We start from the raw sequence: 13,053 nt of genomic DNA, 5'->3' as shown, positions 1-13,053 counted from the left end.
CAATGAAATCATGTTTTTTACGTCGGTCCTTCCGTCTTCTGGCTACGGTTCCAGCTTATGTAACCCTGCCAGCCTTGCCCTGCCTTCTTCTGGCTTCCACCTCGCCGCTGGCAGCAGCCGCAACGACACCGGTCTCCAGCAGTGCTCACCCCGTAACGGCTAACCATGCCGCCAGTGGCCGCAAGCACGCTGGAACCACACCACGCCGGAAAAACACAGCACCGCGTAAAGGGGCTACCGAACAGGTAGAAGTTACGCAGTCACACACCCACCGCTACCTGTCCGAACCGACAACGGTTAACGTGATCAGCGGTCAGGAACTACGCTCGCTTCACCTTGAAAACCCCAAGGACATTGCCTCCTTTACGCCCGGCGTCACCGCAACAAATGCGGTTTCAGGCTCGGCTCCCATCTTTTCCATCCGTGGCGTTGGTCTGGATGACTATGTGGGCACCAACATGGGCGGGATTGGCATTTATCTGGACGGTGTGCTGGCTCCTTTCCCCGTTTTTTACACGGGGCAGATGCTGGATGTTGAAAGCGTTGCCACAGAAAAAGGCCCTCAGGGTTTTGATATGGGTCGCAGCACCACGGGCGGCAGCATTAACGTTCAATCTGTTAAACCATCTGATAAATTCGGCGGGTATGCAGAATGGGGCTACAGCAGCTACAACACAAACCGTGGTCGCTTTGCCATTAACACGCCTATTACCAGCAAAATTTCCAACCGTCTGGCGTTCAACTACGTTAAAGGCGACGGCTGGCAGAAGGACGTTGCCACAGGAGCACGCTATGGCTCGCAGGATCTGCTGGCAATCCGCAACCTGACCAAGTTTGTGGTGGACGATACATCCTCCGTGCTGCTGAATATTCACTACACGCGTGACAAAGGACGCTCCACCTCTCCTCAGGATCTGGACAGCGTGGCCAACGGCGGGGTGGGGGCAAACCCCAATCCACACGCCGTTAATGTTGGTGATACTCCCCCAAAACGGAATGAAAACGGTGGTGGCGTATCAGTCAACTATACCAAGGCTTTTGACTTCGGTACCTTCTCCTCCACAACAGGGATCGATTTTTATCGCCGCGATGATCTGGATAACTACGATGGTCTGGGCACGGTCCCCGGTGGCGTAAGAAACAACGGGGGAGATTCAACCTCCGCCGTGGTCGATGGTGTTGGCACAAAATACGCAGATTACCGTTGGAATGATACCGCCATTGCACAGTCGCACGATATGCACCTGCGTATGAATCTGGCAAAAATCTTCCACCTGACAGTCGGTGTTTTTGAGTCCTATGACAAGATTGACGGGGATTACACCAGCTACCGTAAGGATGACCCCGGCAGCATGGTCAACCTGACCAATCATTTTTCGCAGCAGAACCTGTCCACGGGCGTTTACGTCAATACAGTCACCAATATTACCAAAAAACTGGACTTTATTGCATCCGGTCGTTTTTCTTATGATGAACGTGGCTTTAATGGTGGTTCAAGCTATTCGTATGTAGGGGCCAACAGCCCACGTCTGGGCGCACCTTTTTATGCAACCCAGAATGGCCAGATCAACCACCTGAATGAACGCCATGATTACGAACGCTTTACCGGCCGCGTAGGGCTGCGCTACCAGATTGTGCCGGGCACTTACGCCTACGGCACAATTTCTAACGGGTATAAGGCTGGTAGTTACTTTGCAGCCCCTGTGCTTGCACCTGCTGCTCTGGATTATGTCCGCCCGGAAAATCTGATTGCATATGAAGTGGGTATTAAATCCTCTCTCCTGCACAACAAACTGGTGCTGGAAGGGTCTCTGTTTGATTATGAATACCACAACCGCCAGACGTTGTTCTTTGGGACATTCCACCCCTATCCGAATTCAAACGTAACCAGCAACTCCCTGACTCTGGGCACCATTCCGCGCGCACGCACCCGTGGTGGCGAAGCGTCTGCATCGCTCCATAACCTGATCCCCAATCTTGATCTGCGTGGGTCATTTGCTTACCTGGATGCACAGATCAAAAGTCCGGTTGATTCTTTGCCGGGCCTTACGCTTGATCCAAAAATTGCACACAACTCCCAGCTCCCGTTTGCGCCGCGCTTTTCATGGAGTGCTGTCGCACGCTACAACATCGACATCCGTAACTACCGCACCACACTGCAGGCCAGCTACACTTGGAAAGACAACATGTGGGCTGCACTGGGCGACAACAACGCAAAAACCAGCAAGATCAGCTCTTTGGGCCTGCGTATGGAAGTTGGTCCGAAAACCGGAAAATGGACTGCTGCTGTTTACGTTGACAACCTGCAAGACAACCACGGCTCCACCTATTCCTTTACAGGGAGCGATGGCAACCGGGCACAGTACATTCAAACACCGCGCTGGGTTGGTTGCGACCTGCACTACAACTTCTGATCAACCAGCAAAGAACCGGGAAAGCGTTGATGCAATTTGAACTTTTCCGCACTTTATGGGGAGACAACCGCCAGTGGGACCACCCACTGGCGGAAGCCCGCACGGCAGGCTTTGTCGGCTTGGAAGCCCGTATTCCTCCAACCCTCAGCCAGGCCCGCACATGCGCCACAATTCTGAAAGACGAAGGCGCACCTTACATTGCCATTGCCATGACCGGCGGTGGCGTTATTCCCAACCAGAGCGCCACAGTGCAGGAGCATCTGGATGATTTGCACGGGGCGGTAGAACGCGCCCTGCTCATGCAACCACGTTTTATTACTATTCTGGGCGGCAATGACCGCTGGCCTGCAAACCAGCAGGTGGAATTTATGGCACAGGCACAGGATATTTGCCGTGCAGCACAGGTGCCTTGCTGCTTTGAAACGCATCGCTCCCGTATTCTGGCAACACCATGGGTTACACTGGACGTTATTGCCCAGCTTCCCTCCGCCCTTTTTACAGCCGACATCAGTCACTGGGTTGTCTGCTGTGAACGTCTGCTGAATGACCCTGCGGATGATCTGTCCGCTTTTGTGGAGCGTGTGCATCATATTCAGGCGCGCGTTGGATATGATCAGGGGCCACAGGCTCCTCACCCCGGCGCACCGGAATATGCTTCAGCTCTGCACTTCCACCAGAGCATATGGCAACAAATATGGCAGAGCCAGCAAGCGCGTGGATACACCACCACCACCATGACCCCCGAATGCGGGCCAGATGGTTATTTACATACGCTGCCATTTACCAACATGCCCGTTGCTGATCTGTGGTCCCTTAATGTCTGGACCGGACAAACAGAACGCGAGCACTTTCAACATGTCATGTCAAACACTGACAACAAGAAGGAACTGGGTTGATGTCTGTTTCCAAAACAGCTGAAACTTTCACCCGTATTCCCGTTATTGATATCAGCGGTCTTTATAGCACGGACGTAGCCGAACGACAGGCTGTAGCCGAAAAACTGGGTGATGCCGCAAGCAATATCGGTTTTCTCTATATTTCTGGCCATCATGTTGGAACTGACCTGATAGAAGGTGTCCGCAAGGCTGCGCGAGATTTTTTTGCCCAGCCATTTGACAAAAAAATGGATTATTACATAGGCACATCAGCCACCCATAAAGGCTTTGTGCCGGAAGGCGAGGAAGTCTATTCCGCAGGGCGACCCGACCACAAAGAAGCTTTTGATATTGGGTATGAGGTTCCAGCCAACCATCCGCTTGTACAGGCAGGTACCCCTTTGCTCGGGCCCAATAACTGGCCGGATGTTCCGGGCTTCCGGGTTGCCGCGGAAGCTTATTACCGTGCTGTGTTTGATCTTGGGCGCACGCTCTTCCGCGGGTTTGCTCTGGCTTTGGGGCTGGATGAAAACTATTTTGATGATGTTGCCAATTTTCCACCATCCAAACTCCGCATGATCCACTACCCATACGATGCCGAAGCACAGGATGCTCCGGGCATTGGCGCGCATACGGATTATGAATGCTTTACCATTCTGCTCGCTGACAAACCGGGGCTAGAGGTCATGAATGGTCATGGAGACTGGATTGATGCCCCCCCTATTCCGGGGGCATTTGTGGTCAACATTGGTGACATGCTGGAAGTCATGACCGCAGGGCAATTTGTGGCAACAGCTCACCGGGTACGCAAGGTCGCCGAAGAGCGCTATTCCTTCCCACTCTTTTATGCGTGCGATTATCACACCCAGATCCGCCCCCTGCCCGCTTTTGCCAAAGGAGACGAAGCATCTTACGAAACCATTACAATAGGTGAACACATGTGGGCACAAGCCTTGCAAACGTATCAGTACCTGGTACGCAAGGTTGAAAAAGGCGACCTGCAACTCCCTACTGGAGCACGCAAAACCGCGACTTTTGGCCATTTTAAACGTGTAGCAACGCACTAATTCCAACCATTTGCATTTAAGGACCACCAGACAATGACAACACTACAGACCGAACAGGAACTGCGCGAAGATCTGGCTGCGGCTTACCGGCTTATTGCCCAGTTTGACATGACCGATCTGGTTTATACCCACCTATCCTTACGCCTGCCCGGTGGTGGGCACCGCTACCTGGTCAACCCTTACGGGCTTTTGTTTGAGGAAATTACAGCAAGCTCTCTGGTCGTTGTGGATGCCGATGGCATTCCCCAACAGGAAACAAGCTGGGCCATTAACCCCGCTGGCTTTGTTATCCATTCCGCCATTCACGCCAACCGACCGGATGCCGAATGCGTTATGCATACCCACACCATACCCGGCATGGTCATTGCTGCGCAGGAAAAGGGTATTCTGCCACTTAACCAGATCAATATTGAATTTTATGGTGCAGTAGCCTTCCACGCTTACGAAGGCATTGCCGCTGACGACAACCTCAGCGAACGTGAACGCCTTGTACGTGACCTTGGCACGCGTAACGCCATTATTTTACAAAACCACGGCCTGCTGACAGTTGGCAGCACGGTGGCACAGGCTTTTTACCGGATGTATTATATGGAACAGGCCTGCAAAATCCAGATTGCAGCGCAATCCACTGGTATGCCTTTGCATATTCCTTCTGAAGAGAAACTCCTGCGCACCAAAAAACAGTTCGATACCGACCCCGATCAGGGCCAGATGATTTGGAAAGCCCTGCGCCGCAAGCTTGACCGCGAGCAACCCGACTACAAAAACTAACACAACACTCCACCCACATCGCACAAAAGGGGAAGGCTTCTGGCCTTCCCCTTTCTGTTTATGCGCAGTCTGATTTACGGCAACTCCCTCAACTCTTCTTCACCATACCATGCGCCTTTGCGGTGCTCTGACTTGCTCTTGCGGGCAAGGACGTTCACAATACCAACTTGTTTTTAACTCTGTTGTTCCCGCAAGGTTACAGTTCCTTTTTATCGTCCTTGAATAAACGCAGGCATAATGACACAGCCGTCCGACACACGCCCCTTTTCCGCCGGACCATGGACAAGTGCGCTTCGCTCCTTACTGCGTAACCACTCAGCCCTTGCCTCCGTGGCGGTACTGGCTTTTATCATTCTGGCAAGCCTGTGCGCTCCGTTTTATGCCCATCATATTGCCCACACCAACCCGTTTCTGTCCGATGTTGCTGGCACGATTATGCTTAATGGTCAGGAAACTGACATTATGCAGCCTAACGACAATCCTTTGCACCTGGGCCTTAGTCCCATTGGACCAACATGGCAGGCAACCTACTTTTTAGGAGCGGACAGCCAAGGGCGCGACATTATGGCACGCCTGTTATACGGGGGGCGGAACTCGCTGCTTATTTCCTTCAGTGCGGCTGTACTCTGCCTGATCATGTCTGGTATTGTCGGCATTACCGCAGGTTTTTTTGGTGGAATAACGGATATTATTCTATGCAGGCTTATGGATATAATGTGGGCAGTACCTGTTTATCTGTTTGCTATTTCTCTCTCCATTGTCACCATCACATCAGGATTGCAGATCGGCCCATTTGTCATCGAAGCTGATAACCTGCTTATTCCTATTGTTATTATTGCACTGGTGTATGTACCCTATGCCGCCCGCCCAGTGCGAGGGCGCGTGATTGCACTGAGACAGGCAGAATTTGTTACCGCCGCCAAATGCTTGGGTGTACCACGTTGGCGCATAATATTGCATGATATTCTACCCAATGTGAGCACAACATTGGTAGTAATGGGCCCCCTGCTTATGGCCATGGCTCTTCTGGCGGAAAGTGCTTTGTCTTTTTTATCCATCGGGGTGCAGGCACCCGCTGCATCATGGGGAACAATCATACTGGACGGAGAAGGACTGATTTATACCCGCCCCATGGTCGCCATTGCACCGGGTATGGCTATTGTAGCTGTTGTGCTGGCACTGAACATTCTGGGAGATGGTCTACGCGATGCGCTGGACGTGCGCGACACATCCCGGCGGGAATGAGGGGGGCAGAATCATGATCATCCCTCTCATGCGTCGTATGGGTCAGACTATTTTTGTGTTGTTTGGCATTTCAGCTTTGGTGTTTGCGGTCTTTTTTGCAACACCGGGGGCTGACCCCACTGCCCGCATTGCAGGGCGTAACGCAGCCCCACAAACAATGGAAAAAGTCCGCAAGGAATATGGGTTTGATCGCCCATTACCTGTGCAATATGCCATTATGATGAAAAAACTGTTCATTACGCGTGATCTGGCATCTTACGCCAACCGTGGTGAGCGTGTTGTGCCAGAAATCATGCGGGCGGCTCCCGTCACACTTTCGCTCGTTACAGGGGCTGCTGTTATCTGGGTAGTTCTCTCCATTGGCATGGGAGTGCTTGCAGCAGCATTCAAGGGTTCCTGGCTGGACCGGTTGCTGATGATGCTTGGGCTGGTTGGTATTTCCATCCCTGTTTTCTGGCTCGGTCAGGTCGTCAATCTGATTACCCAGAACAGTTACCACGATACATGGCTGTTTTCGTGGGTGCCGGGGCTAGGTTATGTTCCATTCACCCAAAGTCCTTTTGACTGGTTTCGGTCTCTGGTTATTCCGTGGTGTGTTCTGGCCGTTATGTTTGTTGGTATCTATAGCCGTATTTTACGAGCAGATCTGGTTGCCATTATGGGAGAAGACTTCATGCGCACAGCACGTGCCAAAGGGTTGTCTCCCACCCGCGTGCTCCTCCGCCACGGCCTGCGCACAGCACTGATTACATTTGTCTCCCTTTTTGGCATGGACTTTGCACAGCTTGTTGGGGGAGGAGCCTTGCTCACCGAGGTCGTATTTGGCCTGCCCGGTGTAGGCCGTCTGACCTATCAGGCTCTCAACAGTCTGGACCTGCCACTAATCATGGCTACAGTCATGTATTCCGCCGTATTTGTTGTGTTGGCTAACGCTCTTGTTGATGCTGCCTACCTTCTCCTTGACCCAAGGGTACGCGATGCCCGTTAATGCTCCCCTGCTTGAAGTGCAGAACCTGTGTGTAAGCTTTGCCACACGCGGGCAGATGATACCTATTGTTGAAAACATCTCCTTCAGTATCGGCGAGCAGGAAATACTGGGACTGGTCGGGGAATCTGGATCTGGCAAATCCGTTACGGCCATGGCCCTGATGGGGTTAATAGACGCACCGGGCGTACGCATTACAGGCATGGCCCTCTTTAAGGGGCAGGACCTTCTGGCCATGTCTGGCAAGCAGCTCCGCACGCTGCGGGGGCAAGAGATTGCCATGATTTTCCAAGACCCCATGACAGCCTTTACCCCCGTTTATACCATTGGCTGGCAGATAGACGAGCAGTTGCGTGTTCACCAAAAGCTCTCCCGCAGGCAAGCCCGTGCCCGCACTGTGGAGCTGCTGGGGGAAATGGGAGTTCCTGACCCGCTCAATACCGCAAACCGTTATCCCCACCAGCTTTCCGGCGGATTACGCCAGCGTGCCATGATTGCCATGGCCCTCTCCTGCAATCCATCTCTGCTGATTGCCGATGAACCTACCACCGCCTTAGACGTAACGGTGCAGGCCCAGATTTTGGACCTCATGCGGAATTTGCGCAAAACCTATGGTTCTTCTGTTTTACTGATCACCCACGATATGGGCGTGGTGGCCGAAACATGTGACAAAACTCTGGTCCTGTATTCCGGGCGTGTGGCCGAAACAGGAACTACCCAAGCCCTGTTCGCACATCCGCAACACCCTTATACCGCTGCACTGCTGGCTTCCATCCCCCCCATGAGCGGCCCTCGCCCGGAGCGTTTACCCGCCATTCCGGGCAGCCCACCCCAGCCTCTGGAACGTCCGGCTGGATGTGCTTTTGCACCACGCTGCACCTATAGTCACGCGACCTGCCTGCCTGCTCCACCTCCGGCATTCCATGCCATAAACTCCCATCATAAAGTCGCCTGCCTGCTGCCAATGGAGGGAACACCTTTACCTCCTCGTTTTTCCGCCAACACAACAGCAACTGTGTGAGGTGCCTCATGCCCCCAAACAGCACCTCCCTACAGACTACGCGCGATGAGCCCGTTCTTACCGTCAAGGATGTTTACAAAACCTATACGCTGAACAAGGGGCAAACCCTCAAAGCTGTTGACGGCATTTCCTTCTCTGTCATGTCTGGGGAAGTACTGGGGCTGGTTGGTGAATCAGGCTGTGGCAAGTCCACACTAGGCCGCTGTTTATTACGATTACACGACGTAACATCCGGGCAGATTATATTTGAGGGACAGGACATCACTCATCTGCCCGAACGCACGCTACGCCCTCTACGGCAACGAATGCAGATGGTGTTTCAGGATTCCTATGCGTCCCTCAATCCCCGCAGGCGAATAGGCGATCTACTAGCAGAACCTTTAAAAGTCCACGGCACCGTCAATGGAGAGCGCCGATCAGCCAGCGCCATAACACAAAGGCTGGCTGAACTAATGGAGCTGGTCAGCCTGCCCCGTGCTGCCCTTGCACGTTATCCACACGAATTTTCCGGCGGCCAACGCCAACGCATTAACATTGCACGTGCCCTTGCCCTCTCCCCCCGCCTGATCGTGGCGGACGAGCCTGTTTCAGCTCTGGATGTTTCCGTGCAGGCACAAATTGTTAATCTCTTCGCAGACCTGCAAAAGCAGTTGGGCCTCACCTATGTTTTTATAGCACATGATCTGGCAGTGGTCCGGCAGATATCAACCCGCGTTGCCGTGATGTACCTTGGCGCCATTGTGGAATTGGGAGAGACAGATAACGTTCTCCACCATTCCGTCCACCCTTATACGATTGCACTCACACAGGCAGTGCCTAGACCAGTTGTTGGCACGCCACAACATGCCCCTTTACGGGGGGAAATTCCCAGCCCTGTGCACAAACCGTCTGGCTGTCGTTTTCATACGCGCTGCCCTGCCGCACAGGCCCGCTGCGCGCATGATGCCCCCCAATTAAGGCCAATTGCCCCCAACCATGAGGTAGCCTGCCATTACCCGGTTCTCTCCCATAACTAATCGTTTGTTGCAAAGCGGACTCTACCCCACAAGCCGCTTGGGCAAACCTCACCACGATCTGGAACGGAAAAATTTAGAAACAAAGCATTTATATTATTGTTATTTATTAATTCATTCCTGACCTGCTATTTCAGATTCAACACGCCTTCACACGGTAGGCAGACAAGACACAAAATGCTCTGCCTGGCAGTGTGATGTTAAAACCTAATTGAGAGAGATATTACCGCCCATGAGACGTACATCCGTTCTACTATCCGCCACATCTGCCATTCTGGCCTTAAGCACTTTTAACGTGGCTTCTGCCCAGACAATCAGCAATGCTGCACAAATCAAATCTGGTGCGTATGCTGTAGAACCGGGCCATACTCAGGTAGGATTTTCGGTTCTGCACTTTGGCTTTACCAACTATTTTGGCGCGTTCTCCAATGCTTCGGGCACACTGGCGTTCAATGCTCAGACTCCCGCTTCGTCCAAACTGACCGTTAACATTCCAGTCGCATCCGTACAAACAACCAGCTCCCAGCTAACGGATGAGCTCAAAGGCGCTCAATGGTTTGATGCCACCAAATTTCCTGTTGCGACCTTTGTTTCCACCAGTGTGAAAATAACTGACCCAAACAATGCAACTGTTCAGGGCAATCTGACACTCCACGGCGTAACCAAGCCCGAGACCCTGCAGGTTCATTTTGTTGGGGCAGGCGTGAACCCCATGGACAAAAAATATACCATTGGCTTTGACGCCACAGGCGCCCTTAAACGGAGCGATTTTGGCATAAAAACCTACGTTCCGTATATTAGCGATGAGGTAACTTTGCACATTGCTGGTGCTTTTGAAAAACAGGATTAAACCTGCCTTCAAAAGAGAATACTCTATAATGCGGCACGGTTTGGCCACAGACAGTGCCGCATTATACCCGACTTTTCTACTGAAATACGGGAAGTACATTTCTAAAATAAAATGTTATAAATAATTTAACTTACATCTCATCTCTATGGCATATTTTACCATCCATATACAAAAAACTTACTTAAAAATTTAACACCACCCACCAAAGCCATACATAAAAACCAAAACAAATCAGCAGGATACTTAATTTTCTTCCTCATTATTCTAAGGAGATCTGCATATATCCTTCCTTCACGCGCAAAACGCGTATGAATTTCTGTCATTCACCATACACATGGGACGGATAATACTAAGAGATTGATATATGTCATTGCCTGTGCTGTATTTAAGGTTGAATCATAGCAAACAAAAGGGCCCTGAACGATCTCTTATCGGGCATATGACCGGCCTGAACAGATGAACAGGATTGTACCCATCTATGCAAACCACTTTCCCGTCTGGTGAGATCAATTTTAAAAATCTTCCAGACCTTGCAACACTGGGGCAAACCCTTTTCCAGCATGTTCCAATAGGCGCAGCCGTTGTACGTCTGTCGGACGGGCAGATTATCTTACGCAACCCCGCCTTCCGCCATATTGTGGATGACAATGTTGTCACTATTTCAGACCTGATCGGCAGCAGTTGCATTAACCCCAAGCAGCAGGAAATTCTCCGGGCTCAGATTGAGGAAGCCCGCAACCGGGCCAATAAGGAAGAAACCAGTGAACTACCCGAACTGGTTTTGGACCTCAAAGGTGCAGATGGGCGCGTACGCATTGTACAGCACTATGCTCTCATGTTCCATAAACTGGGCATTGCCATCAATATTTTCCGCGATATATCGGATATCAAACGTAAATATAGAGCCCTACAGAAAGATGCTTTTACTGATGAGCTAACAGGCGTTGGCAACCGGCGTGGTCTTATGGAACGCTGGAGTGAAGAAATAGAAGATGACCCAGCACAGAAAATTGGGTTCCTGATGATCGATCTGGATCAGTTTAAACCGATCAACGATACATATGGCCACGCTATTGGCGATACCGTGTTGCGCATATTGGCAGGCAGATTGCGCAAAAATGTTCGTAAAAGTGATTATGTTGTTCGTCTGGGTGGAGATGAATTTGGCATTCTACTCCCGGATATTGATTGCCGGGCCATGCTGGACACAATCAGCAACAAACTCCTTACGGTTTTGTCCCGCCCGGTTGTAACAAACACACTCAAACTCACACTTTCTGGCAGCATCGGCGGCGGTCTTTACCCCGATGATGGGCAAGACCTGCCCACCATTATGGTCCATGCAGACCACTCCATGTATAATACCAAAAAAAGCGTGCCTTTACGGAAACATAACGGGCTTTCAACAGCACAAGCCAATGATCTGGGCACAAAACCCAAATAATTTACGTCCGTTACAGCGAACACTGGGCATGAATTTCTGCTTAAAATTCTTCCTCTCGTCGCCCCGGAACTGCCCATTCAACCATCAGGTAGCCAGATCGAATGGGCAATGAAGGAATGCACCCTTAGTCATATTCCGAAGAATGCAGGATATGAGGGAATGCCGAAGGACTAAAAAAAGCAAGAAGAATGCCGCATAGCGCCACCCCCATAGCCAACGGGGTTAATACGGCAAAACCACCATGCGTTAGCACTATCCCACCAGCGGCGGAACCAAGCAGAATACCGGCATTACTGGCCGCGTTAATAGCAGCACCCGCCACATCGGACCTGGTTGCACGAGCGCGAATGGCACCAGACATGACAAATGGGATCATGGCTGAATAGCCAATGCACCACAGCCCTACTGCACCAACAGACATCCACCCTGACAGGATATGACCGTACATGAGCCCCATGCCAATCAGCATGGCCATGCCGCTGGCCAACATACCGCCAGCGGGACGACGATCTACAAGATGCCCAGCCCCCCACAGCCCCAGAATACTAACAGCTCCGGTCAATAGCAGGGCTATGCTCAGGACATTACTGGATAAACCATGGTCAAGCAGCAGGGGAGTTACATAAGTATAAAGTAGATTATGCGCAAAAAAGAATATGGCATCCACGCCAACCACAATAAGAAAAGTACGCATAACCTTGCGTGAGCTAATGCTTGGCAGACTTTCTTTGACATGCACAGTGGATGGTACAGGCGGCAGAAAAAATGCAATGCAGATTGTCAGCACAACAGCAAGGCCAGTCATAATATACATGGCAACACGCCAGCTGGCCAAATGCCCGATCGCTGCCGTACCTGGCACCCCCAGAATGGCACCAAGGGAGGTTCCCCCATACACAAACGAGATTGCTCGCCCCGTCATGCTTGGTGCCACAAGACGCGCGGCATAAGCCGATACTATGGACATAAGGAGTGCGTGAGCCAGCCCACCTAACAGCCGACCAACACATAGCAGAAGAAAGGTCGGTGCCATGGCCACCACCAGATTGGACAGCACATACCCGGAAAGAGAGAGAAGCATAAGCTGCTTGCGATCAATATGCGCGGTCATAATGGTCAGTGGCACAGCCCCTACAGCCACCATCAGCGCAAAGGCACTGACTGCCAGTCCCGCCTGCCCTTCCTGAATATGGAAGGTCTGCGCCATATCAATGAGGATACCCACCGGCGCAACCTCGCTGGTCAGTGCCGTAAACGTACAGGCGAATAAGGCCCAAAGCCCAATAATGGACCCTGTCGAAAGATTTTTAAAAAGCATGATAACCTGTTTAGATACAGAAATACCGACCGGTGTCGTTTCTTCGCAGC

General features: G+C 51.7%; 11 protein-coding genes. 10 read left to right on the top strand and 1 reads right to left on the bottom strand.

Annotated elements, in window-relative coordinates:
- Positions 1-2: 2 nt before the first annotated feature.
- The 10 genes from Absy_RS02515 to Absy_RS02470 all read left to right on the top strand — a co-directional run bounded on the left by Absy_RS02515 (position 3) and on the right by Absy_RS02470 (position 11,685).
- Positions 3-2,414, top strand: coding sequence for a TonB-dependent receptor (locus Absy_RS02515; RefSeq protein ID WP_048853160.1), 2,412 nt, complete (start codon positions 3-5; stop codon positions 2,412-2,414).
- A 29-nt stretch (positions 2,415-2,443) separates the two neighbouring features.
- Entirely contained in the window at positions 2,444-3,310 is an 867-nt protein-coding gene (locus Absy_RS02510) for a sugar phosphate isomerase/epimerase family protein (RefSeq protein ID WP_048853159.1), read from the top strand.
- Positions 3,310-4,356: an isopenicillin N synthase family dioxygenase gene (locus tag Absy_RS02505; protein ID WP_048853158.1), complete on the top strand. Its 1,047-nt coding sequence runs from the start codon at positions 3,310-3,312 to the stop codon at positions 4,354-4,356. The genes Absy_RS02510 and Absy_RS02505 overlap by 1 nt, the downstream gene beginning before the upstream one ends.
- 33 nt (positions 4,357-4,389) lie before the next feature.
- Positions 4,390-5,127 carry a class II aldolase/adducin family protein gene (locus Absy_RS02500; RefSeq protein ID WP_048853157.1) on the top strand — a complete coding sequence of 246 codons (738 nt, stop codon included), beginning with the start codon at positions 4,390-4,392 and terminating at the stop codon, positions 5,125-5,127.
- Positions 5,128-5,364: 237 nt separating this feature from the next.
- Positions 5,365-6,372: an ABC transporter permease gene (locus Absy_RS02495; protein ID WP_048853156.1), complete on the top strand. Its 1,008-nt coding sequence runs from the start codon at positions 5,365-5,367 to the stop codon at positions 6,370-6,372.
- 13 nt (positions 6,373-6,385) lie between these two features.
- On the top strand, positions 6,386-7,360 hold the full coding sequence (locus Absy_RS02490) for an ABC transporter permease (protein ID WP_048853155.1): 975 nt from the start codon (positions 6,386-6,388) through the stop codon (positions 7,358-7,360).
- The gene (locus Absy_RS02485; protein WP_048853154.1) at positions 7,350-8,378 is read left to right on the top strand and encodes an ABC transporter ATP-binding protein; all 1,029 of its coding nucleotides are present in this window, start codon (positions 7,350-7,352) and stop codon (positions 8,376-8,378) included. The genes Absy_RS02490 and Absy_RS02485 overlap by 11 nt, the downstream gene beginning before the upstream one ends.
- Before the next feature lie 8 nt (positions 8,379-8,386).
- Positions 8,387-9,394, top strand: a complete 1,008-nt coding sequence (locus Absy_RS02480; protein WP_048853153.1) for an ABC transporter ATP-binding protein — start codon at positions 8,387-8,389, stop codon at positions 9,392-9,394.
- A gap of 229 nt (positions 9,395-9,623) precedes the next feature.
- On the top strand, positions 9,624-10,241 hold the full coding sequence (locus Absy_RS02475) for a YceI family protein (RefSeq protein WP_048853152.1): 618 nt from the start codon (positions 9,624-9,626) through the stop codon (positions 10,239-10,241).
- 478 nt (positions 10,242-10,719) lie between these two features.
- Positions 10,720-11,685 (top strand): GGDEF domain-containing protein, encoded by a 966-nt coding sequence (locus Absy_RS02470; protein WP_048853151.1) that lies wholly within the window; start codon positions 10,720-10,722, stop codon positions 11,683-11,685.
- A 124-nt stretch (positions 11,686-11,809) separates the two neighbouring features.
- Here the strand turns inward: Absy_RS02470 and Absy_RS02465 are convergent, their stop codons facing one another.
- A complete protein-coding gene (locus Absy_RS02465) occupies positions 11,810-13,003 on the bottom strand; it encodes an MFS transporter (protein ID WP_048853150.1) in 1,194 nt (397 codons plus the stop codon).
- Positions 13,004-13,053 lie beyond the last annotated feature (50 nt).

The organism is Acetobacter syzygii, assembly GCF_000964225.1.
In the GTDB taxonomy this organism is placed as follows: Bacteria; Pseudomonadota; Alphaproteobacteria; order Acetobacterales; family Acetobacteraceae; genus Acetobacter; species Acetobacter syzygii.
This window is presented reverse-complemented; position numbering and strand designations above follow the sequence as displayed.

Coding starts and splice junctions, on each gene's coding strand:
- Absy_RS02505 (WP_048853158.1), top strand. CDS start 3,310: ATGTCTGTTTCCAAAACAGCTGAAACTTTCACCCGTATTCCCGTTATT.
- Absy_RS02485 (WP_048853154.1), top strand. CDS start 7,350: ATGCCCGTTAATGCTCCCCTGCTTGAAGTGCAGAACCTGTGTGTAAGC.
- Absy_RS02515 (WP_048853160.1), top strand. CDS start 3: ATGAAATCATGTTTTTTACGTCGGTCCTTCCGTCTTCTGGCTACGGTT.
- Absy_RS02495 (WP_048853156.1), top strand. CDS start 5,365: ATGACACAGCCGTCCGACACACGCCCCTTTTCCGCCGGACCATGGACA.
- Absy_RS02510 (WP_048853159.1), top strand. CDS start 2,444: ATGCAATTTGAACTTTTCCGCACTTTATGGGGAGACAACCGCCAGTGG.
- Absy_RS02475 (WP_048853152.1), top strand. CDS start 9,624: ATGAGACGTACATCCGTTCTACTATCCGCCACATCTGCCATTCTGGCC.
- Absy_RS02480 (WP_048853153.1), top strand. CDS start 8,387: ATGCCCCCAAACAGCACCTCCCTACAGACTACGCGCGATGAGCCCGTT.
- Absy_RS02465 (WP_048853150.1), bottom strand. CDS start 13,003: ATGCTTTTTAAAAATCTTTCGACAGGGTCCATTATTGGGCTTTGGGCC.
- Absy_RS02500 (WP_048853157.1), top strand. CDS start 4,390: ATGACAACACTACAGACCGAACAGGAACTGCGCGAAGATCTGGCTGCG.
- Absy_RS02470 (WP_048853151.1), top strand. CDS start 10,720: ATGCAAACCACTTTCCCGTCTGGTGAGATCAATTTTAAAAATCTTCCA.
- Absy_RS02490 (WP_048853155.1), top strand. CDS start 6,386: ATGATCATCCCTCTCATGCGTCGTATGGGTCAGACTATTTTTGTGTTG.